This window comes from Paraburkholderia hiiakae (genome assembly GCF_904848665.1).
Taxonomy (GTDB): Bacteria; Pseudomonadota; Gammaproteobacteria; order Burkholderiales; family Burkholderiaceae; genus Paraburkholderia; species Paraburkholderia hiiakae.
In genome coordinates, this window is record NZ_CAJHCQ010000007.1 from 149070 (window position 1) to 169638 (window position 20569).

37 protein-coding genes are annotated in these 20569 nt (G+C 61.4%); 29 read left to right on the top strand and 8 right to left on the bottom strand.

The window, feature by feature from the left end:
• The first annotated feature begins 47 nt into the window (after positions 1-47).
• Entirely contained in the window at positions 48-371 is a 324-nt protein-coding gene (locus JMY28_RS15460) for a hypothetical protein (protein ID WP_201696809.1), read from the top strand.
• Between the two features lie 56 nt (positions 372-427).
• On the opposite strand, the gene JMY28_RS15465 is transcribed toward JMY28_RS15460, so the two are convergent.
• Together JMY28_RS15465 and JMY28_RS15470 are read right to left on the bottom strand one after the other, a co-directional pair.
• Entirely contained in the window at positions 428-691 is a 264-nt protein-coding gene (locus JMY28_RS15465) for a hypothetical protein (RefSeq protein ID WP_201696810.1), read from the bottom strand.
• 7 nt (positions 692-698) lie between these two features.
• Entirely contained in the window at positions 699-1445 is a 747-nt protein-coding gene (locus JMY28_RS15470) for a hypothetical protein (RefSeq protein WP_201696811.1), read from the bottom strand.
• Between the two features lie 350 nt (positions 1446-1795).
• Here JMY28_RS15470 and JMY28_RS15475 point away from each other — a divergent pair, with 350 nt between their 5' ends.
• Complete coding sequence (locus JMY28_RS15475; protein ID WP_201696812.1) at positions 1796-2062, top strand: hypothetical protein; 267 nt, start codon at positions 1796-1798, stop codon at positions 2060-2062.
• 102 nt (positions 2063-2164) lie between these two features.
• Positions 2165-2422, top strand: a complete 258-nt coding sequence (locus JMY28_RS15480) for a hypothetical protein (protein ID WP_201696813.1) — start codon at positions 2165-2167, stop codon at positions 2420-2422.
• A 113-nt stretch (positions 2423-2535) separates the two neighbouring features.
• Here JMY28_RS15480 and JMY28_RS15485 read toward each other — a convergent pair whose 3' ends face one another.
• From JMY28_RS15485 to JMY28_RS15505, 6 genes are all read right to left on the bottom strand, one after another.
• A complete protein-coding gene (locus JMY28_RS15485; RefSeq protein WP_201696814.1) occupies positions 2536-2826 on the bottom strand; it encodes a hypothetical protein in 291 nt (96 codons plus the stop codon).
• A 5-nt stretch (positions 2827-2831) separates the two neighbouring features.
• Positions 2832-2999, bottom strand: a complete 168-nt coding sequence (locus tag JMY28_RS15490) for a hypothetical protein (RefSeq protein WP_201696815.1) — start codon at positions 2997-2999, stop codon at positions 2832-2834.
• An 18-nt stretch (positions 3000-3017) separates the two neighbouring features.
• Positions 3018-3152 carry a hypothetical protein gene (locus JMY28_RS39340; protein WP_268960641.1) on the bottom strand — a complete coding sequence of 45 codons (135 nt, stop codon included), beginning with the start codon at positions 3150-3152 and terminating at the stop codon, positions 3018-3020.
• Positions 3152-3733: a hypothetical protein gene (locus tag JMY28_RS15495; protein WP_201697037.1), complete on the bottom strand. Its 582-nt coding sequence runs from the start codon at positions 3731-3733 to the stop codon at positions 3152-3154. The genes JMY28_RS39340 and JMY28_RS15495 overlap by 1 nt, the downstream gene beginning before the upstream one ends.
• A 312-nt stretch (positions 3734-4045) precedes the next feature.
• The gene (locus JMY28_RS15500; RefSeq protein WP_201696816.1) at positions 4046-4768 is read right to left on the bottom strand and encodes a hypothetical protein; all 723 of its coding nucleotides are present in this window, start codon (positions 4766-4768) and stop codon (positions 4046-4048) included.
• Between the two features lie 523 nt (positions 4769-5291).
• Positions 5292-5690, bottom strand: a complete 399-nt coding sequence (locus tag JMY28_RS15505; protein ID WP_201696817.1) for a hypothetical protein — start codon at positions 5688-5690, stop codon at positions 5292-5294.
• Between the two features lie 83 nt (positions 5691-5773).
• On the opposite strand from JMY28_RS15505, the gene JMY28_RS15510 reads away from it, so the two are divergent.
• The 26 genes from JMY28_RS15510 to JMY28_RS15635 all read left to right on the top strand — a co-directional run bounded on the left by JMY28_RS15510 (position 5774) and on the right by JMY28_RS15635 (position 20567).
• Entirely contained in the window at positions 5774-6013 is a 240-nt protein-coding gene (locus tag JMY28_RS15510; protein WP_236596881.1) for a transcriptional regulator, read from the top strand.
• Between the two features lie 38 nt (positions 6014-6051).
• On the top strand, positions 6052-6369 hold the full coding sequence (locus JMY28_RS15515; protein WP_201696818.1) for a hypothetical protein: 318 nt from the start codon (positions 6052-6054) through the stop codon (positions 6367-6369).
• Positions 6370-6582: 213 nt separating this feature from the next.
• Complete coding sequence (locus JMY28_RS15520; protein WP_201696819.1) at positions 6583-7179, top strand: hypothetical protein; 597 nt, start codon at positions 6583-6585, stop codon at positions 7177-7179.
• The gene (locus tag JMY28_RS15525) at positions 7179-7451 is read left to right on the top strand and encodes a hypothetical protein (protein ID WP_201696820.1); all 273 of its coding nucleotides are present in this window, start codon (positions 7179-7181) and stop codon (positions 7449-7451) included. Before JMY28_RS15520 ends, JMY28_RS15525 begins: the two co-directional genes overlap by 1 nt.
• A gap of 7 nt (positions 7452-7458) precedes the next feature.
• Positions 7459-8556, top strand: a complete 1098-nt coding sequence (locus tag JMY28_RS38940) for a helix-turn-helix domain-containing protein (RefSeq protein ID WP_236596882.1) — start codon at positions 7459-7461, stop codon at positions 8554-8556.
• Positions 8553-8717 carry a hypothetical protein gene (locus tag JMY28_RS15535; protein WP_201696821.1) on the top strand — a complete coding sequence of 55 codons (165 nt, stop codon included), beginning with the start codon at positions 8553-8555 and terminating at the stop codon, positions 8715-8717. The genes JMY28_RS38940 and JMY28_RS15535 overlap by 4 nt, the downstream gene beginning before the upstream one ends.
• A complete protein-coding gene (locus tag JMY28_RS15540) occupies positions 8714-9301 on the top strand; it encodes a DUF1064 domain-containing protein (protein WP_201696822.1) in 588 nt (195 codons plus the stop codon). Before JMY28_RS15535 ends, JMY28_RS15540 begins: the two co-directional genes overlap by 4 nt.
• Entirely contained in the window at positions 9301-9966 is a 666-nt protein-coding gene (locus tag JMY28_RS15545; protein WP_201696823.1) for a hypothetical protein, read from the top strand. The genes JMY28_RS15540 and JMY28_RS15545 overlap by 1 nt, the downstream gene beginning before the upstream one ends.
• A complete protein-coding gene (locus JMY28_RS15550) occupies positions 9963-10133 on the top strand; it encodes a hypothetical protein (RefSeq protein ID WP_201696824.1) in 171 nt (56 codons plus the stop codon). Before JMY28_RS15545 ends, JMY28_RS15550 begins: the two co-directional genes overlap by 4 nt.
• Positions 10134-10147: 14 nt before the next feature.
• Positions 10148-10561, top strand: coding sequence for a DUF1364 family protein (locus JMY28_RS15555; RefSeq protein WP_201697023.1), 414 nt, complete (start codon positions 10148-10150; stop codon positions 10559-10561).
• Complete coding sequence (locus JMY28_RS15560; protein WP_201696825.1) at positions 10558-10857, top strand: hypothetical protein; 300 nt, start codon at positions 10558-10560, stop codon at positions 10855-10857. Before JMY28_RS15555 ends, JMY28_RS15560 begins: the two co-directional genes overlap by 4 nt.
• Positions 10854-11198 (top strand): hypothetical protein, encoded by a 345-nt coding sequence (locus JMY28_RS15565; protein WP_201696826.1) that lies wholly within the window; start codon positions 10854-10856, stop codon positions 11196-11198. The genes JMY28_RS15560 and JMY28_RS15565 overlap by 4 nt, the downstream gene beginning before the upstream one ends.
• A complete protein-coding gene (locus JMY28_RS15570; protein WP_201696827.1) occupies positions 11195-11446 on the top strand; it encodes a hypothetical protein in 252 nt (83 codons plus the stop codon). The genes JMY28_RS15565 and JMY28_RS15570 overlap by 4 nt, the downstream gene beginning before the upstream one ends.
• Positions 11443-11694 carry a phage portal protein gene (locus tag JMY28_RS15575; protein ID WP_201696828.1) on the top strand — a complete coding sequence of 84 codons (252 nt, stop codon included), beginning with the start codon at positions 11443-11445 and terminating at the stop codon, positions 11692-11694. Before JMY28_RS15570 ends, JMY28_RS15575 begins: the two co-directional genes overlap by 4 nt.
• A gap of 122 nt (positions 11695-11816) precedes the next feature.
• A complete protein-coding gene (locus JMY28_RS15580; RefSeq protein WP_201696829.1) occupies positions 11817-12296 on the top strand; it encodes a hypothetical protein in 480 nt (159 codons plus the stop codon).
• Positions 12297-12413: 117 nt separating this feature from the next.
• A complete protein-coding gene (locus JMY28_RS15585; RefSeq protein ID WP_201696830.1) occupies positions 12414-12755 on the top strand; it encodes a hypothetical protein in 342 nt (113 codons plus the stop codon).
• Between the two features lie 20 nt (positions 12756-12775).
• A complete protein-coding gene (locus JMY28_RS15590; RefSeq protein WP_236596883.1) occupies positions 12776-13093 on the top strand; it encodes an HNH endonuclease in 318 nt (105 codons plus the stop codon).
• Positions 13094-13265: 172 nt separating this feature from the next.
• On the top strand, positions 13266-13757 hold the full coding sequence (locus tag JMY28_RS15595; RefSeq protein ID WP_201697025.1) for a terminase small subunit: 492 nt from the start codon (positions 13266-13268) through the stop codon (positions 13755-13757).
• A 3-nt stretch (positions 13758-13760) separates the two neighbouring features.
• The gene (locus tag JMY28_RS15600; protein ID WP_201696831.1) at positions 13761-15416 is read left to right on the top strand and encodes a terminase large subunit; all 1656 of its coding nucleotides are present in this window, start codon (positions 13761-13763) and stop codon (positions 15414-15416) included.
• Positions 15413-16771, top strand: a complete 1359-nt coding sequence (locus tag JMY28_RS15605; RefSeq protein ID WP_201696832.1) for a phage portal protein — start codon at positions 15413-15415, stop codon at positions 16769-16771. The genes JMY28_RS15600 and JMY28_RS15605 overlap by 4 nt, the downstream gene beginning before the upstream one ends.
• A complete protein-coding gene (locus tag JMY28_RS15610) occupies positions 16768-17517 on the top strand; it encodes a head maturation protease, ClpP-related (RefSeq protein WP_201696833.1) in 750 nt (249 codons plus the stop codon). The genes JMY28_RS15605 and JMY28_RS15610 overlap by 4 nt, the downstream gene beginning before the upstream one ends.
• Before the next feature lie 94 nt (positions 17518-17611).
• Positions 17612-18868 carry a phage major capsid protein gene (locus JMY28_RS15615; protein WP_201696834.1) on the top strand — a complete coding sequence of 419 codons (1257 nt, stop codon included), beginning with the start codon at positions 17612-17614 and terminating at the stop codon, positions 18866-18868.
• Positions 18869-18942: 74 nt separating this feature from the next.
• Complete coding sequence (locus tag JMY28_RS15620; protein WP_201696835.1) at positions 18943-19215, top strand: hypothetical protein; 273 nt, start codon at positions 18943-18945, stop codon at positions 19213-19215.
• Positions 19216-19217: 2 nt separating this feature from the next.
• Positions 19218-19892, top strand: a complete 675-nt coding sequence (locus tag JMY28_RS15625; protein ID WP_201696836.1) for a head-tail connector protein — start codon at positions 19218-19220, stop codon at positions 19890-19892.
• Complete coding sequence (locus tag JMY28_RS15630) at positions 19892-20221, top strand: phage head closure protein (RefSeq protein ID WP_201696837.1); 330 nt, start codon at positions 19892-19894, stop codon at positions 20219-20221. The genes JMY28_RS15625 and JMY28_RS15630 overlap by 1 nt, the downstream gene beginning before the upstream one ends.
• Positions 20214-20567, top strand: a complete 354-nt coding sequence (locus JMY28_RS15635) for a DUF3168 domain-containing protein (RefSeq protein WP_201696838.1) — start codon at positions 20214-20216, stop codon at positions 20565-20567. Before JMY28_RS15630 ends, JMY28_RS15635 begins: the two co-directional genes overlap by 8 nt.
• Positions 20568-20569 lie beyond the last annotated feature (2 nt).

A 20569-nucleotide genomic window follows, 5' to 3' on the forward strand; every position in this document is an offset into this window, starting at 1 on the left:
AGTAGCAGCGACATGTCGCTCGTCAGGTTCCTAAGGCGAGGTCTCTAGTGCAAATCGCCGACCAGTTTGTGCTTTGCCGCTCGCGCTGTTACCTTGAAGTCTCCACAACCAAGTTGGAGCGCACGATGCGCCAAGTAATCGACCAAGGCGAACTGCTGAGCATCATCAACGACCACATGGAGTCGCTGGACGACTGCCGGAATATCAGGTTCAACACTATTGCTCGCGATCCTGACCGAGCAAATGGAGCGAACTGGACTACGGGAAGCTACCGCCGGTCCGGTGACGATCATGACGAGATCGCTTGCGCGGAAGCACTTGAAGCATTTTTGCTTGATCTGCAAGCGAGGTACGACGTCGATTGGCGTTAACTTGTTGAGACGCGCTCATGTCTTTTGCCCGGTATATATGAGGAGTCAGGCGGCGATTAGTCGAGGCCGGTTTCGTCGCGTGCGTTGCGCACCTGCTTAGCCATGTTCTCGAACGCCAGTGCGAGCGCTTCCCGGCGGTGCGCCGACTTCGGCAGCCAGAACGTCACCGCGCTGCGGTCGTCATCGCCGGGATGGTTGTGCAGTCGATCGGATGAATGCAGCATGAGTTGGACGGCGCTGTAGACGACGCCGGTGTCGGCTTGCTTCTCGATCAGCTTGACCTCGTCGGTCAGTTCTTGGCTGTACACGTTGATTCGCATGGCGGTCTCACTCAATCGGTTGGGTTTCAAGCTGCTTGCGGACTGATGCGGCGCGTGACTGCGAGCAGCCCAGGAATTTGCGGATCTCGGTCACGGTTGCGCGCAGCGTTCCGGCGGCTACTGCGGTCATGACTCGCGTCACATCGTCGTGCTGCTCGACTACGGGTAGGCGCAGCACCGGGGCTGACTCGACAGCGACCGGCATCGCGACTGGCGCGCCGGCGTTACTCTCGGGCGTGACCGCCGTTACTACTTCGGCGTGACTGCCTTGCTGGACGGGCGTTACCGCGATTTGAGTCACGGCAGCAGGGCGCATCGCGAGCAGCCAGGCGAAGCAGGCGACAGCCTCAAGCACGGCAGCGAACGCGAGTCCGGTCACGAGTTCGGCGCGCGGCGCGGCCACGCCGAACGCGGTCAGGGCGCCGGTCACCGGATCAGCCAGGGCAGCAGCGCGAGCGGCGGCGGCGCGGTCCTGCGCTACCTCGGTGCGGATCGCCTCGGCCTTCTCGGCGTCGATCGCTTCCAGCTTTGCGGCGAGGGTAGTGCGCTCGACTCGGAGACTCGTGCACGGTTCGACACAGCGGCGCGCCGTGGCGCGGGCCAGTCGCGTTACTGCGTCGGCTCGGTCATGAGCAATCGAGGCGAGGTCACGGCCTGTCACAGTCACGACCGGCACTGCCGCGGCGCGCAACTCACCTGCATGCTTCTGCGCCATCAGGAAGAAGACGGCATGGCCATAGCAGGTGGCGGCCATGCAGCCGACCCACAGGGCCGCGCCCAGCGTGCGTAGTCGCCACCCATGCGGACGGCAGAGGGCAGGGAGCACGTGGGCGGCGACAACCAGTACGACTCCCACAGCGATCCACAGCACTCGCTCGGGGAGCAGGCCGCCACGCTGCCATCCCGCCATGACTGACAGGCACGCTGCAGTCACGGTCGCCGTGGCTGCGAGGAGCACCGGTAGTGTCCTCATAGGCATTGCGAGACCCCTGCAATCACGTTTGCATATATGCCTTGTGACGGGCTGGGATAAGGCGCACTATGGGTTTGGGAATCGAACTTTCGATCTCGCGACGGTCTTCCCAGCTCTCGATGGGAGGATTTATGGAAACGCGCCTTGACGCCTTCAATGGCTGGCAAATGACGGCATCGGTCGAAACTAGGCCCGCGACAGGAAAATCGCGCTACTACATCGTGCCGCCCCTTGGTTACAAAGAATCTTCGACGGCTAAACTTATTCATCCGGCGAGATTCCGCTATACCGCCACATCGTTCGAGGATGTGGAGGACGCGTTTGAGGTTGCGTTCGGGGTTTGCAGGCGCGACATAATGAACGAGATAAAACTGCGCAACCTGCACAACGTCAGCTAGAGCGATTCGTTTCACTGCGTACCTCAAAATAGGGCGGTTTATGCGGGCCCAAATATCGTTGTGGTCTGTGTTGCGCGCTTTGCCCTCGACGTGGACACGGCCATGAATCGAGTGATGACTTATCGTGGTTTCGAGATCCACGTCGCGTTGACACAGGTCGATGAGGACATGTACAGCGTGACGGTCCAGATCACGGGTCACAATGTCGGGCGCGCGAGCCTGGACGGTGCAATTATCCCGGTGCGTCATGGTCCCTTCACCAAGCGCTGGGCATACCTCATTGGGGAAATTGCAGGACAGGCTGCTATTGATGTCCTCATTGGTCCGGAACCGCGCATAGGCGGCAGCAGCTCGATCTGATACGGGGTCGCTTGTGCTGTGGTGCTCATGTCGATCTCGAAAAAGGACCGGCCCATACGGGCGCCGGCCAAGACACACAACGCCACCCACGGGGGCGCCGTCGCGAAACTGTTCTATGCGGCGGCTAGGCCGTCGTAATTGCGGTCGGCGAAGTCCGGATCGCCTGGATAGCGCTGGGTGCCATCGGCGCGACTCCAGCAAAACAGCGAGCCCTGACGATGCGGGAACCAGTAGCCCGCACACGTGCACGTCATGCGCGTCGTGTTGCGGCGGTTCATCCAGCGATCGACGCGGTAGTCGCGCTTTCCGCAGACTTCGCACGTGGGCACGCGCAGGTATTCGGAAAGCTTTCGCTTCAGGCAGCGGCGCGTTGCGCAGTGGCGGCAGCGGACATGGCAGCGCATCGTTCTCACTCCCATGCGCGCGGGTAGGGCTCCGCGTCGTAGACGATGGCCGGGCCGACGTAAGGCAGCGATTTGCGCTCGCGCTTCAGGAGCTTCGCCACGCCGAGCGCGACGCCAGCGCCAAGAGCCAAACAGATAAGGACTGCGATGCAAACCACTTCTACGTTGTCCATTGGTGAGCCTTTTCGGGATCAGGTGCAGCGATGTACGTGGCAGATTACGAGCGGATCTTCGTCGTGCTCATCGAGCGTCGCCTGCAGGGCGAGCAGAGCGATGACGAGAACGAAAGCGCCGGTGATCTGCAGAAAGAGTTTGATCGTTGCCATCACGCACCTGCACGCAGGCCGACCAGCAGATACCAGGTCACGCCGATAGCGGTGCCGAGCAGACCAACAGCGGCCACGCGCGTCAGCTTGCCGTACAGCTCATCGCACGCGGCGAGCAAGGCGTTGTCGTGGAGGTGGTTACGGCGCAGCGATTGCATCGTGCTATCGTTTATTCCACAGCAGTAAGAGGCACGCCTCTCTTCCTTGGCCATAACGTCCACAAGACCGAGATCAATATGGAATCCGAATGCGATCGCATTCCGGGCCCAGACCCGAACCGTTTTACGTGTACTGTCGACGGGAAAGAGCTCACAGTCGTGCTTCACGACCTCGCGCTTTACCGCGACGACATCGACCTGAGTGACTTGCGTCCGGCCGGTCGTATCCATTGCGCGACGATCGATTCGCCGAGCGCGGCAGGCGGCAAACTCCGTGGTGTTGTCACGGCCGCCAATTCCGGCGACCTCCTGGCGGTATTTTGTGCGAACGCCGAATGTCGAAAGGCCGCGTTGGACGCACTCGACATCGATGACGTGCCGACCGGCCATCTGCCTGCTTAGCTTCCAATCCAACGTTTTCATCTCTCAAACTCCGTTAGCTATCGCAGCACTGAGCGGGAGCGCCTATCCCACACAACCTGAAGGAGACCATACGGGCTATTTTTGGAGAGTCGCCGCGACGACTGGTGCTTCAGGCGCTCCCGCTCAGTGCTTCGGTGAGTGCGTGGAGACATTACACCAAATGGTGTAAATCATGTCAACACCGAACGGTGAATATCACCGAGAAATTTGTAACAGCGGAAGAAGCCCGGGGAACTATCTGGATCTGCAATGCGCCTTGGCGCTGGAAGGTGGACACAAAAAACCCCGGACGCACCGGGGTGGAGAAGGGGATCAGAACGGGTTAGGTTTCGGGGTTGGGTCTACCTGAACGTCGCTGATCGAGATGAAGTGTGCGGTGGTGGGGTCTAGGCTCGGGCCTGACAAACTCGGCGGGCAAAACGCGATGGTGTAAGCGACGGCCGCCGCCTTAATCTGTTCCCGATCGCTTATGCGCTGGGTCCATCTGTGCGTCACCGATCCCGAGTTGACCTTGAAATTGGCCCCGTTGCGGTAAACGCATTGCTCATCCTTCCGATCGTCGCTGAACTCTCCGGAGCCATATTTTGAGCTTAGCTGTGCCAGCGCTTGATCAAACGGGCTATCGTCGATTTCGATGGAGAATCCGCTCAGTTTGTCATCCCGAAAAGTGAGCCGCACCCTGGATGATTTGCTGGCGTCTAGCGGCGTCATCATGCGAGTTGTATATCGCGCGGCTCCGTCCCCGGCGGTGGCGTTCTGCTGCGTGTCCACTGCTAGTGGTTCAACCGCATAGATGCCGTCTGCAGCTGTCAGCGCCTCGACGGCGGACTGCGTCATCCCGATCTTGAGCGCGCCAATGCCGACAGGGCCAGTTGGCGCGGGCGGCGCTGCGGTTGCTTTAGTCGCACTCGCGCTGGTACGCGGTCCCTTTGCACTGTGTTTAGTTTGTGCGTAGGCGTCCGTTAACGAAAGCGTAAGGATTGACGCGAGAACGATTGCGCTTAGGTCGCTCCTGGCCGATAGGTTTTTCTTCATGCTGCCCCGTTTAAAGTTATTCAATTTGCATCATTGATGCCTGATTCGGCATCGTCAACGCCCGATTCTCGCGAATAATGGCGGGGAAATTACACAACACACCGCTTGTTGGGTGGGTTGTGGTTAACCCTTACAATTTTCAAACTATGTAGGCCATCCGAATGGGTGGCCCTATTTCATGTAGCAGGCGAACGACTTACCTGATACTGTGTTTACATACAGTACTTGATTAAAGCGTCCGGTAACTAACGGGGAGGGAACATGGGGCGTGGGAACAGCGGCGAGAGCAAATTGAGGTGCCGCCCGGGGGATTTGGCGCGTGTGGTGCGATCGGTTGACCCATCGCTCATAGAGCGGCGCGTGCTGGTTCTTTCCCCCTGTTCCGAGAGCGAATGGGTCGTTTTGCTGATGGGTGCGCCGACAGAAGGATGGACGACGCATGGTGACTGGAGCCAGTCGGCAAGCCAGGTGATTTTCTTTGACTCGTCGCTCGAGCCGATCGAGCGATGCCACCCCGAAGAGGTCAGCCTTTATGCGGAAGGTTCGGCAGCTCGGGACGGAATGCTGGAGCGGCAAACGCATCTGCCTGTGCTAGCAGGCCACCAATAAACGCCTCTGCCTTGGCTCGCTGAATCTCATCGAGCTTACCCCAGCCCTCGGGCATCTTCACGGTAACGAGTCGACGGGGTGCAAGTAGATCAATTCGATCCCCTTGTGACCCTGATTGGCTCCATGCCAACTCCATCTCCAACGCCACCTTCTCGCCGAACGCCTTCCGGCCGGCGACCATGTCACTGATCTGGCGGTCCGCCTTTTTTGTGCGTCTCGCCACCTCGGCCTGACTGTGGGCGTCGACCAAATCGGCCAATGCACGGCGGCGCATCTCAAAGACGCTTTGGATGTCGGTCGGATCGTTTGTCATGCGCAAATTAGACCACCTGTACCCGTTTGGTGAAATTCACCGAACGGTGTTGAATCATTCACCGAACGGTGTATGATTGCGTCATGGAAAAGCTCAAGACATTTCTGGCGGCAATGCCAGGTCTAGATCGCCAGCGGTTCGCCGTTCGGTGCGGTACGACGCATGCCTTCCTTCGGAACATCGTCTACGGACAGCGCATCGCTGGTGAAAAGCTTTGCGTTGCGATCGAGCGCGAATCCAGCGGCGCTGTTACGCGCCGCGACCTTCGTCCTGCCGACTGGCATGAAATCTGGCCGGAACTTGCCGCCAAAGCGGCGGCATAACGGCACCATCAGCATTACCTACAAGGACCGGAGCACCCATGCACCTTCCGCAACATCAAGAACTGCTTCGCAACGCCGCCAAGCACGGTTACCTCAACCAAGCAATCGAGCAGATCCAACGAGAGAACGGCAAAGCGCTGCACGTCGAGAGCGGCTCTGCCGAAACGCTTTCGCAGCGCGTTTTCTTCCACCAGCCGGTGCGCGACATCCCGATGAAGGGCTTCGTTAAGCATGTGGACTGGGCAACGGTCGAGAAGGCCACGCGTATCTCTCAGGCAAGCGCCGGCACGAGCGAGGCGAGCAACAGCAGCGAGAACACGAATGAAGCTTGCGCGCTGGCTGCTGACATTGTTTGAGTTCGCGCAGCTCCATCGAACGGAGCGCGCGAAAGAGATACGAGGCGAATCCCCGCGCCTCGATCGTAAAAGGCCGCACTGGCACGGCCCGAAGCAGTTCCGGCTTTAACCGGTAGCAACGTTTTCATTTTTCTCTTATCCCCTGATCGCTGAGTGTGGAGTTAGTAGTCCTCAGCGCATATAGGGACTGTATGCCACGGAGATTGACAAATCATGCGAACCCTTTCGCACAGAAGCCCGATAGCAGCCGCGAAAGCGACTGTGACCGACCTGAAGAACGCCCGCGGCTGGTCGCGCGAGACGGTAGTGGAAGAGATCGTCGAGGCACACGTGCGGATCGGCGCAGAGCGTCGCATCAACGTGCGTTTCAGCGATCACCACGACATTGTGACGCGCCAGAAGACGAACGCTGACCGCGTCTATCGCTGGCTTGAGGACGATGAGAAGGACAGCAACCTGCTGTCGGTGAACATGCTGCCGTCGCTTCTGGCGGCTCTTCCCGTCGACATGCGTATCGCGCTCGCGAACGAAATCCTCTCGGCTGCCGGTCTTTCGGCGCGCGTCGTGGAATCTAACGCGGACGACGACGTCAACGCGCAGGAAATCGTTCGCTCGATCGTACGTGTGAATCACCGCACGGAAGCAGCCGCGGCGGATCTGCTCGACGGTATCGACCCGGGCGAGCTGCCGCGCCTGCGCAATAGCCTGGTCGACGAGATCAGCGTGAAGCGTGATCTGGTCGTTCGCGTCGAAGCAGCGATGTGCAAAACGGGCGAAGCCAGCCCGGCAACCCAGACGAAGGAATCGTGATGCGAACCACAGCAACGCAACTGGCGGCGTTTGACGCGCTCGACCCGGCCACGCGCCGCACGCAGAAGCAAATGATCATCGACCTATTCTCGGCGCCGGAAACGCGCCTGACGCGGCAGGACATCTCCGACCGCACGAATCTGCGCCTGTCGAGCGTCTGCGGCCGCGTACGCGCGCTGATCGATGCAGGGAAGCTCGCGGTGTTCGGCACGCGTAAGTGCGCCGCTACGGGCCACGAAAACGAGACGCTCGGCTTGCCGGCGGCGAACTGAGGGCGCCATGAGCGGATACGCGCACCAGTGGGCCAAGCGTCAGCGAGTCGGCGATTCGTCGGCCAAGACGCTGCTGAAGACCTACGCGAACTGGGCCAGCGAGGACTATTCGACGTGGGTCACCAACGAAGAGCTTGAGCTCGACACCGAGCTGAACATTCAGACGATCCGTCGCGCACGCAACAAGCTGATCGAGCTTGGCTACCTGCTGGAAACGGACAAGCGCCTCGGCCGCACGCAGAGCATCATCGTCTATCAAATGCTGGCTCCGGCTGGCGCGACGATCGTGCAAGCCGTCGACGGTCGTGGTGAAGCGATCTCGCTGAGTCCGCCGACGCTTGAAGAGTTCATGGCGAAGAGGGGTGGAAAACGAAGCCCCTCGAAATCTCAACCCTCTAAGGGTGGTGAAATTTCAAGCCCCTCGAATATTCAAGCGGCTCCAAATTCCACTTCAAGCCCCTCCAAATCCCACGTTGAAGGGGGTGAAATTTCACCCGAAGCCCCTCCAAATTTCGACACCAAGATAGCTTTAGTAGAGCAAGAGAAAGCAGTAGATCAGCAATTCGCGCGGACTTCGCCGCGAACTGCGTTGCATCTCGAACTTCGTGAGATCGAACTGCCCGACTGGTTGCCTGCTGATGCGTGGCTTGACTGGTGCGAGCACCGCGAGGCGAAAGAGAAGAAAGCAGACATCCCTTGGACGCGCCCGGCTGCCAAGGTGACGCTCAAGAAGCTGGCGAAGATCCGCGATCTGGGTCATGACGTCGCCACGGCAGTTGAAGAGTCGGTGTTTCGCGGTTGGACCGGCATCTGGGAAGCGAAGGACGCGGCGGCGGGCGCTGTGGCGACTGGCGGCGCACCGGATGGGTGGTGGACTGGCGAGGCTGGCTGGCGTGAGCAGGGCAAGCGCCACGGCATCGATCCGACGCGCTTCCAGTACTTCGAGCAGTTCAAGGCAAAGGTCTGCAAGGTGCTCGGCCCCGGCGCTTGGATGGAGTACCTGCTTGCGGCAGTCAGCCGTGAGAGCGAAGAGCGTGGCGAAGCGCTGTACGCGTACCTCAACGACATCCCGCGCGACAAGAACGGCAATACGGAGGCCGCATGAACGCCTGTCGAGACTGTGCGCACGCAACGACGAAGCCCGGCCACGAAAAGATGTATCGGCTCGGCTATCGCAACTGCGCGCTGAAGCCTGAATACGTGTTCGTGCCCGGCCACCAGGCATGCACCGTGAAGCCGCCGCGCTGGGAGGCGAAGAAGCAATGACGAAGCGCACCACATCGTGGCCGATGGTCGTGCCACCCGGTACGAAGACAGTCGGCACAGCGCGCGTGCGTGACGACGCGCCGAGCGTGGGCTACGCGCAGCGGAAGCTGGCCGAGAAGTTCGGCACGCAGCCCTCGCACGGTTTCGACGAGATCGCCGACGGCGACGGCGCGCGCGCTTCGCTCACGCCCGCGTATCGCCGTGATGCAGCTCCGTCGCTGTGCATGGCGAAGCCGAAGAAGGGCTCGAAGTACGGCAACCGTAAGTGCGAGCACAACGGCATCAAGTTCGACAGCGAGAAAGAGCGCTCGCGTTGGTTTCACCTGATCCAGTTGCAGGCGGCCGGCGCGATTCGCGATCTCGAGCTGCAGGTTGCGTTCGTACTCACGCCGCGCAAGCAGCGCGCCGACGGCACGTGGGAGCGCGCCTCGAAGTACGTGGCGGACTTCGTCTATGTCGACGTTGCAACCGGAAATCGCGTGGTCGAAGACGTGAAGTCGGAGGCAACGCGCAAAAACACAACGTATGTGCAGAAGCGCAAGCAAATGCTGGCCGTGCACGACATCACCATCAAGGAAATCTGATGGCTGCGAAGTGGACTGAAGAAGAAAAGCAGGTGCTGCTCGACGTGAGCAAGAACGCGATCAATCTGCTGTCGCAAATGCACCGCTTGCCCGGCCGCACTTACGAAGGCGCGAAGTGTTACGCATCGAAGCATGGCATTCCGCTCACGGCAGCAGACGCCTGGTCGAATGAAGAGCGCGCGACCCTGCGAAGAATCTGGCGCGGAAAGGAATCGCTGAAGCGGGCGCTCGATCGCCTCCTACCGAACCGCAGCTACAGCTCGGCGCGCTCTGAGGCGCAGCGGCTTGGGCTGACTGCAGCTTCGTCGCGCGGCCGTAAGGGGAGAACCGGCTATTCGTGGTTGCTTCCTTCGATCAAGCGAGTGCTGCGTGCGCACGCCGAACCAATGACCGTCAAGGAACTGGCGGCGGCCACTGGCGCGAACCTGCGTTCTGTCGGGCAGCTGCTCAAGCAGTACCACGGAAAGCAGTTCCGCATCGGCGGTTGGGCCCGCTCGCTCGACAAGTGGGCGGCGCAATGGGAAGTCGGCACGAAGGCCGACGAGCCGAAGCCCGCACCGAAGACGCGGGAAGAGGTCGCGCGCGCCTATCGCGCACGCCGCCGCATTCGCAATAGCGGTTCGTTCAACCCGTTCGCATCGCTCGTCGAGCAGGTGGCAGCGTGACCGAGCGCGAAGAGTACGACGCATGGTTCGTGCGCGAGTTTGGGCGCGCTGACGTACCCGACGCGGTGCGTGCTGTCGGCTTCTTTTTCTGGGCTGCCGGGCGCGCGTCGCTGATCGCTGCGAGTGGCGTGCCGGTCGAGATCCATGCATTGCAGGAGCGCGGATGAAGCGTTCGGCGCCGATGAAGCGGACCGGCTTTAAGCGCAAGCCCGACTCGCCATTCAGCAGCTTCGCGAATCGCGCCATGGCGCAGCGCCGCTCGACGCTCAAGAGCCGCGTGAAGAAGCCAACGGTGGCGGAAGGTTCGAAGTATCTGGCGGCGTGTCGCGGTGAGCCGTGCTTCTTGCGGATGCGCGGTTGTCTGGGTGGCGGCGACACAGTTGTGCCGTGTCACTCGAATCAGGCGAAGCATGGCAAGGGGATGGGCATCAAGGCGAAACACGAATTCACGGTGCCAGGCTGCGCGAATTGTCATGCGCTGATCGACCAAGGCACGGGATTGCGCGAGTTCAAGTTCGCTGCGTGGGATGTTGCTTTCGAGGCGTGGCTGCCAGTGCGCGCACGAAAGATGGTATTGCAGGAGGTGATCGCTTGAGGCTGCTGATTGATGTGGAAGTCGAGACGAGGCGCGGCACGCAGGTTCAGTCATTCGAGACGACGGTGTTCGTGGTGCGGCGCTCGGTCACGAAGGGCGTTGCGAGCGATGACGTCGTACTGGTGGATGCCTACATTCCGCCGCATTACCGCAAAGGGATCTCGGGGCGGCTGCACACGTGGCGATCGGGAAGCGTCCTGCAGTGCACGGCGCGCGTCGCGATGAACAAACGGTCGTTGGCGCCGTTCATGGCTAGCGGCGAGCGGAAGTGGGCGTGTCAGGAGGGCGGCAAGTGATCCTCGAAGTGCAACTCAGCCTGCCGGCGGATCACTCGAAGCACATCGGCCGCATGGGTAGCGGGCCGCCGCCGTCGTACTTCTTCAGCGCCACGGTGCGCGCAGTGCGGCGCATCACATCGCGGTATCAGCCGAACTGGCTCAATCCGTGGGCGGTGTCCGCGCTTGTGCTGGTGCCCGAGCACCTGAGTCGCTTTCTCGGGAAAGCAGACAAGCGCAGGACCGAAGACGGTTATGCATGGCTGCCGGCGGACATTGGTCGGCACGAAGGGAACAAGGAAGCGCTGCGAGAGTTCATCGCTAGCGGCGCACTGGAATTGTCACTGGAGGAAGCAACGTGAGCGAAATCAAGGTCATCACGAGCCGCACAAATACGACCACGCACCGCACGGTGCTGCGCACGCCCGAGATCAAGCGGCTGATCTGGGAAGAGGTCTGCCGCGAGATTGGCGTCGATCCGCAAGACGCGAATATCGGTTTGCGAGTCGAGTTGAGCACGCGCACGAGTGGCAACCTCGTCACAGAAGCAGAAGCTCTGGTGATAGTCACGGTGCACCACGAAACGCTTGGTGAGGTCGCTGGCGAATGACCGCACACGCCTATATCCAATACGCCGACGTGCCAGAGCCGCTGATCGAGTCGGCTCTGCGCCATCGCGACACGGTGACCGGCGCGCAGCTCATCGCGTTCGACGACTGCCCATTCAGCGGCGAGATCAGCGAGACGTCGGTTGGCAACACCCAGATCGAATACGCGTGGCCGAACAGTCTCGACTTGCGGCACGCGCTGGGCGACTGGTTCACGCACCACGGCATTCACTTCACGGTCGTCATGTGACCGAACACAATACAAACCACAAGGTGACTATGAACGCACGACACGAAGGCATTTTCACGAGCGCAGAAGAGGCGATCACGTTCGCGTGCAACTATTCGAGCCAGCAATACGCTCTGTCGCCGATGGCGAAGATCCTGCAGCAAGGTGCGTACGGAAGCGGGCGCGGCCTCGTCGGGCTGGATGGCGCGGGGCAGGCGGGCATGGTACTCGCCGAGATTGCTACGCTCGACTACTGGCAGATCGTTGCGTTGGTGGCGCGCAAGGCGATCAAAAGCGAGAGTTGCAATTGCGGCAGTCCATGCTGCCGCGGCTGGAGAATGACTGAATTGTTCCGCGAGGCGATTTCGCAACTCGCCGATCAGGTGGCGCGCGAGGCGCGCGATGTGCTCCCTGTGCATGCGTTCCGCGCGGCAGTTCTCCGGAAGCACTTCGGCGAAAAGATCCACGTGCTCGACGAAGCGGAAAAGCTGGGCATCGACGAACATCCGGCGAACAGACACGCGACGACCATCCGCAAATGGATTCGCGAGCTGGAGAAGAACGGATTGACGGCGCTCAGTGAACGACTCGACGAAGTCGGGATGCTAGTGAGGACTGCTTGACGTGCGAGAAATCCTCGCATAAACTGCGTTTTCATATACCGTACCAATCGTGCGTACAGCGAACCCGCAAGGCGAAAGCCAAGCGGGTTTTTTCATTTCTGCGTCGAGATCGTGACCATGCTCAAAGCCCTCTTTCAGAAGATCGCATCGTGGTTCAAGAGCGAGGCTGCGGCCATCGAACAGAAAGCCGAGACGATTGTTTCGGAGATCAAGACGGATCTCACGAACGACGCAGGCAAGACGCTTGCCGATCTCGTGGAACCCGCAACCAATCTCGTCACTGCCATCATTGGAGCCGCCGTGAATCCCAACATCAACACCGCAATCCAGATCGCTCTCGCACTCAAGGCGATCGACGCCACGTTGAGCGCAGACGCAGTGCAGGCCGCGACGAATGCCGCGCTTGCTGCCGCGTACCCGGCACCTGCTGCTGACGCCGCAGCGCAACCGGCCGCCTGATCGACGCGGCTGCACTTCGCATGAGTCGCAAGCTAACGACGCTCAAGCCGCGCGTGCAGTCGCTGACAGCCACGCGCGTGCCGATGTTGGAAGCGAAGGCAGGCACGACGCCGCGCATTCGCGGCAGTCGCTGGGTCAAGACGCGCAAGCGCATCGCTATCGAACAGCAGTTCAAGTGCCAACGCTGCGGTTGTGTGTGGCTGCCGTGGCGCGACCAGGTCGACCACGATGTGCCGCTCGAGCAAGGCGGAAGCAACGACGACAGCAACCTCAAGCTGCTGTGCGACGACTGCCATAAGCTGAAGACTGCCGACGAGGCGCGCGCCCGCACACGCTGACAGGCAGCCGCGAGTCGTTCGCATTCTCAACAACCGGCAGTCAGGCGCGGCTGAGGTAGATGCGACTGATTCGCATTTGCGGGTGGGGGGTGTGAAAGTCTGGCGTTTCGCATGGCGGGACACCGCGCGTTCCCGCACGCGGAGAAAATTTCCCCGTTTGGAGATTTTGTTAATGGCTTTAACAGCAAAAAAGCGCGCGTTCGCCGATGCTGTTTTGGCCGGCAAGTCCAATAGGGACGCGGCAATCGCCGCCGGATACAGCGCCGCGACGGCGTCGGCCGCCGGATCGCGCCTTGTTAAAGACAAGGATGTCGTCGGCTATCTGGCCCAGCGCAAAAAGAAGGGCGCAGGGAAGGGAGCGCCGCCGGCGCCGCCGACCGACGAAGAGAACGACGCGATCACAAAGGCCGCGGTGTCGGCCGGGTTCGATCTCGACGCGATCTTGACGTTTTCGGACCCGAAGCAGTTCCTGCTCGCGGCGATGAATGACCAGAACACCGAGCCGAAGCTTCGCGTGACGGCGGCGCAGACGCTCATGCCGTTCTTTCACCAGAAGCTCGGCGAGGGCGGAAAAAAGGACGCGCAAGCGGAGGCGGCAAAGAAAGCCGCGAGCAAGTTCGGCGCGCTGACGCCGCCGAAGCTGGTCGTGAACAACAGGAAGTGACGCATGGAATGGTCGACTGCATGCCCAGACTGGGCCGAGCGGCTCAAGGCCGGCGAGTCGATCATCCCGCCGCCGATCTTTCCCGAGCAGGCCGAGCACGCGCTGGCCGTGTTCAAGCAGCTCAAGATCGTCGACGCGCCGGGCAGCCCGACGTTCGGCGAGTCGTCGGCGCAATGGGTCTTCGACCTGGTCGCCTCGATCTTCGGCGCCTACGATGCTGAGAGCGGGCGACGCTTGATCACTGAGTGGTTCGTCTGCATCCCCAAGAAGAACAGCAAGTCGACGCTGGCCGCGGGGATCATGATGACGGCCATGATCCTGAACTGGCGTATGTCGGCGGAATACGCGATTCTCGCGCCGACGATTGAGGTTGCCGGGAACAGCTTCGCGCCGAGCCGCGACATGGTCAAGCACGAGGATGAGCTCGACGACCTCTTCCAGGTGCAGACCCACATCAAGACGATCACGCACCGCACGACTGGCGCGACGCTCAAGGTGGTGGCTGCAGACTCGAACACGGTGGGTGGCAAAAAGAGCGTCGGCACGCTCGTCGATGAGGTCTGGCTGTTCGGCAAGCAGCCGAACGCCGAAAACATGCTGCGCGAGGCGATCGGTGGCCTTGCTTCGCGGCCAGAAGGCTTCGTGATCTACCTCACGACACAGTCCGACGATCCACCGGCTGGCGTGTTCCTGCAGAAGCTGCGCTACGCGCGTGACGTGCGCGACGGCAAGATTAACGATCCGTGTTTTGTGCCGGTGATCTTTGAGCACCCGCCCGAAATGGTCGCGCGCAAAGAGCACCTCCTCGCTGAGAACCTCGGGATGGTGAATCCAAACCTTGGCTACTCGGTCGACCAGGCTTTTCTGGAACGCGAATTCCGGAAAGCGAAGGAAGGTGGCGAAGAGTCGTTCCGGGGCTTTCTCGCAAAGCACGCCAATGTCGAAATCGGGCTGGCGCTGCGCAGCGATCGATGGGCGGGCGCGGAGTTTTGGGAGCAACAGGCTGTCGAGCGCCTCTCGCTGGACGATCTGATAGCCCGATCCGAGGTGATCGATGTCGGTATTGACGGCGGCGGCCTCGATGACTTGCTCGGGCTAGCGGTGACCGGCCGCGAAACCGGGACGGGCAAGTGGCTGCTCTGGACGCATGCATGGGCTCATCCGTCTGTGCTCGAGCGACGCAAGGCCGAAGCAGCACGCTTCGAGGATTTCGCGCGCGATGGCCATCTGACGTTGGTCGAGGCTATCGGTGACGATGTCGACGAGCTGGCTGGCTATGTCGCACAGTGCGAGCAGTCCGGCAAGCTTGACCGCATAGGTGTGGACCCGGCTGGCATCGGCGCGATCCTGGATGCGCTGGTAGATGGCGGCGTGCCGGAGCAGAAGGTAATCGCTATTTCGCAGGGCTGGAAGCTCGGCGGTGCGATCAAGACGACCGAGCGGAAGCTCGCTGAAGGCGTCCTCGTGCACGGCGGCCAGCGCCTGATGGCCTGGTGCGTCGGAAACGCGCGTGTCGAGCCTCGCGGCAACGCGATCCTGATCACGAAGCAGGCGAGCGGCTCTGCAAAGATCGACCCGCTGATGGCGACGTTCAATGCGGTGTCGCTGATCAGCCTGAACCCGCAGTCTGCGGCACAACCCGGAATCTATATCCTATGAGCGAAGAGGCATTCAAGGCAGCGCAGGCGAAAGCTCGGACGCCGGGCTCGTCGGTGCTGAATGCCTGGCGAGCGCAGCATGGGCCTGAAGCGACGGGGCGAGTCAACAATCTCAACGAGACGCGACAATCGCTGACCGTGCAGGAGCTTGCGAACATCATTGGCGGGGGCGCAGTCAGTAACGCCGGCCCGGTTGTCAATGAGACGACCGCGATGAAGGTGTCAGCGGTGTATGCGTGCGTCGCGCTGATTGCAGGGGCGCTCTCGACGCTACCGATGCAGATCTATGAGCGTACGCCAACCGGCCGCGCGCGCGTCGAGCATCCGTACTGGTGGCTGCTGAACGAGCAGCCCGAACCGGACATCTCGGCCGCCGTCTTCTGGGAATACATGGCTTCGGCGCGGCTGTTCTACGGCGATTGCTTTGCCGAAATTGTGCGCCCGTCATTCCGTAGCAGTTCGATCTCGTCGTTCAGGGCACACCATCCGCTGCGAGTCTTCCCGTTTCGCGATAGCCAGGGTGATCTCTGGTATCGCGTCCAGCCACTGGTCGGTGCCGAGTATGTGCTGCATCCGGCCGACATCATCCACGTGCCGAGTCTTGGCTACGACGGAATCCGCAGCCCGAGCCCGATCACATACGCGGCGCGGCAGGCGGTCGGAACCTCGATTGCGGCAGCGGAATACAGCGCCCGGTTCTTTTCGAACGGCGCGCGCCCCGACTTCGCGCTCATGACCGACGGCAACATGACGGAAGAGCAGGCGCGGCTGCTGCGTGCGACGTGGGGCGAGCGCCATAGCGGCGTCGCGAACTCGCACCTGCCCGCGATCCTTACCGGTGGCTTGAAGGTGCAGGAGTTGACCATGACGCCGGTCGATGCGCAGATCCTCGAGACGAGCAAGTGGGATCTCGAAGAAATCTGCCGCATTCTGGGCGTGCCGCCATTTATGGTCGGCTCGACCGAAAAGACGACGTCGTGGGGCAGCGGAGTAGAGAACATGAGCCGCGGCTTTGTGAAGTTCACGTTGCTGCGCGATCTCGTCAAGTTCAATCAGGAATTCAATCGCAAGGTCTGGCCATCGCGTCAGCGCCTTTTCTGCGAATTCGACGTATCCGGCATGGAGCGCGGCGATCTGAAGACCGAGAATGACGCGTTCCGCGTCGCGCTGGGTCGCGCTGGCGAGCCGGGCTGGATGTCTGTCAACGAAGTGCGCCACATCAAGCTGCTGCCGCCGATCGCAGGCGGCGATGTGATCAATCAGGGCGTCACGCAGACGGCGGCAGTCACTGAACCAGCGCCGGCGAGCGAAACGGCGCCGGAGCCATCTGGCCAACCTGACCCAGGAGCAACATGAGCAAGTTGATCAAGCTGCTGACGAGCAATCGCCGGCCGACGGCGCGTCCGCACGCGCTCGAAATGAGCGGCGGCGACGCGACGCTGTACATCTATGACGCGATCGTCGCGGATGACGATACCGCATACTGGTGCGGCGGTGTTTCTGCGCAGTCGCTCGTGCCGGAGATCCGAAACATCAAGGGCGGCACGCTCAACCTGCGTATCAATTCGCCCGGCGGTGACGTGTTCGCTGCGCAGTCGATCGTAGCCGCAATTCGCGACACGGGTGCGAAGGTCGTCGCGCACATCGACGGCTTCGCGGCCAGTGCTGCCACGGTGATCGCCTCGGCGGCCGACGAAGTAATCATGTCAGATGGTGCGATGTACATGATCCACTGCGGCTGGACGATGGCAATCGGTAACTCGAAAGACATGACCGATACCGCTGCGCTGCTCGACAAGGTCGACGGCGTGATCGCAGGCCAGTACGCAAAGCGCAGCGGCAAGAGCGTCGACGAAATGAAGGCGTTCATGGAGGCCGAAACGTGGTTCACCGCGCAGGAAGCCGTCGACGTCGGCCTCGCTGACAGCATCGCTGAGAGCGCAACGCAGGCACAGGCCTCGTGGGATCTGAGCGCTTACGCCAACGCACCGAAGATCGCGGCATCGGCCCCTGCGCCCGAGCCGATCGACACCATCACCGCGGAACACCGCGAACGGCAGCATCAGCGCCTGCGCATGCTGAACCGCATCAATCATCAGTGACGCGCCTCGCGCAACTGAGAACGGCCGCCGCAAGGCGGTTTTTTTTCGTCCAAACGACCTGCGCGAGCGGTCAACTCTTAACGGAGAGAGTCACATGAAGCTGCAACAACTGCGCGAGCTGCGCAATTCGAAGGCGCGCGAAGCCAACGAGCTGAACAACAAGTATCCGGCTGACCAACGCATGCCGGCAGCCGAAGCCGAGCGCATGGACGCCATCCTTGCCGAGATCGAGGCGATCGACGGCGACATCGCGCGCGAGAATCGCCGTGCGCAGCTGGCTTCCGAAGACCCGGCTGTCCAGGCTGCTGCGCTGCTGAACGCGGCTACGCGCGATCCGGCGCAGCAGGGCGACGAAGCGAAGGCGCTCCGCGCGTTCCTCGCAGGTGGTGTCGCGAACATGGCCGATGGCGATCGTGCGCGCATGCTTGCGCGTCAGACGCCTGACATTCGCAACGCGATGTCGACGACGACCACGACGGAAGGCGGTTTCACGGTGGCGACGGAATACCAGCGCTCGCTCGAAATCGCCATGAAGGCCTACGGCGGCATGCGCGCTGTGGCGCACGCCATTCGCACCGCGACGGGCGCCGCGATGAACTTCCCGACGACGGACCCGACCGCTGAAGTCGGTGAGATTGTTGGCCAGAACGCCGCAGTCACGGGCTTGGACACCACGTTCGGCAACATCGTGCTGAACGTGTTCAAGTACAGCTCGAAGAAGATTGCCCTGCCGTTCGAACTGGTGCAGGACTCGTTCATCGACATCGAGGCCTATATTCAAGGGCTGCTCGCGATGCGCCTCGGCCGCATCCAGAACACGCACTTCACGACGGGTAACGGCACGACGCAGCCGAACGGCCTCATCACGGCAGCCAGCACCGGCCGCACCGGCGCGACGGGTCAAACGCTGACGGTCGTCTACGACGACCTGGTCGAGCTGGAGCATTCGGTCGACCCCGCCTATCGCAGCCAGCCCGGCGTCGGCTACATGATGCACGACTCGTCGGTCAAGGTGATCCGCAAGATTAAGGACTCGCAAGGCCGTCCGATCTTCGTGCCGGGCTATGAAGCCGATGCGATGGTGAACGGCGGCGCGCCCGATCGTCTGATGGGTCGCCCGATCTACATCAACCAGGACATGCCCGTGATGGCAGCGAACGCGGAATCAATCGCGTTCGGTCAGCTTTCGAAGTATGTGATCCGCGACGTTATGGATCTGACGATCTTCCGCATGACGGACAGCGCATTCACGCTGAACGGCCAGATCGGTTTCGTTGGATTCCTGCGCACGGGCGGAAACCTGATCGACGTCGGCGGCGCCGTCAAGACCTACGCGAACTCGGCGACGTAATCGGGAAGCGAGTTTCTCGGTTAGGCAAGTGGCGAGCCTAGGCTCGCCACATCACATCACAGAGGATGTTCACCATGGCAAAGGTTCAAATCGCGCGCGCGCGCGTTCTGTCGGATCACGTTGGCCTGGGTCTCAAGCTCGGCCAGATCGTCGAGGGCCCCGAAGGTGTCATCAAGGCGCTCTCCGCCGCGGGAGCGGTCGACAATCACGAGGATGCTGTGTCGTATGCATCCAGCAAGGGTGCCGAGATCGTCGCGCTCGAAGATCCGGATGCAGCTGCTGAAATTGCGGCGGCGGTCACCGACGCGAAGCAGGCCGACGGCGCACAGTCCGAAACGGCGCAATAAGCATGGGGATCAGGCTCACTCAGGCGCCCGCCGAAGAGCCGGTCACGCTCGACGAGGCGAAGTTGCACCTGCGCGTCATCGACTCCACCGAGGATGCGCTGATCTCGATGCTGATCAGCGCGGCGCGCATCCATGCGGAGAACGTCTGCCGTCGCGTGTTTGTCACGCAAAAGTGGGACCTGTTCCTCGATGCGTTCCCGTTCTACACGTACTACGGCGTCATCCCTGGCTATGTGCCAGTCGATCAGCTGCCGTCGGCGTGGATGACGATGCGCAACTACTCGGTTCGCTTTCGCGGCAGCAAGATCGACATCCCGTTTCCGCGCCTTCAGTCGGTTGATGCCGTGCAGTACATCGATGCGCTCGGCAATCAGCAAACGCTCGACCCGTCGTTGTATGTGGTCGACAACGTGAGCGAGCCGGGAGTGCTCACGCCGAAGACCGGCACGTACTGGCCCGACACGTTGAACACCACGAATGCCGTGCAGATCAGTTTCACGGCGGGCTATGGCGATGCGGTCGACGTACCAGCAGGCATCAAGTCGTGGATTCTCATCCGGCTCGCGACGCTCTATGAGAACCGGGAAGAGGTTGCGGTTCTCAGTCGTGGGCAGGTTCACGACCTTCCGTATGTCGACCAGTTGCTCGATCCGTACCGGATCATGGGGTATGCGTAATGCGGTCTGGAGACTTCAATCGGCGGATCACGATCCAAGCGAAGCAGGACGGCGAAGACGAGCTCGGGCAGCCGTTGACCACATGGGTCGACGTAGTCGCGGGCGTCTCGGCGAACCTGCTCGCAACGACTGGCAAGGAATACGTTGCGTCCGGCGAAGAGGTGAGCAAGGCCCAGGTGAGCATGCGCATTCGCTGGCGTACCGATGTCACCGCCGCCATGCGCGTGCTGTACGACGGCGGCATTTTCAGTATCGAGGCGGTTCTGCCGGACTACGCCGGGCGCCGTTTCATCGACTTGGCATGCAGCGTGGGAGCGAACAATGGCTAGTGCGAAAGCTATCACCTACGCCGCATTGAAGCTGCTTGCGGGCGGCCGCGTCTATCCGAGCGTCGCGCCATCGGGCGCGGCACGCCCGTACATCGTTTATCAGGGCGTCGGAGGAGCAGACGAAACGACGCTCGCAGGGGCGGACACACTGCAAAACAGGCGAATCCAGGTCACAGCGTGGTCGACGACAAGCGCGGAGGCAGATTCGATCAATCAACAGATTCGTGCCGCTCTAACCGCCGCGCCGATCGGTGGCGTCCCCATCGGCGCGCCCGTGGACGTCTACGAAGACGACACGAAGCTTTATGGCAGTCGGCAGGACTTTTCCATCTGGTATCAGGAGTGAAA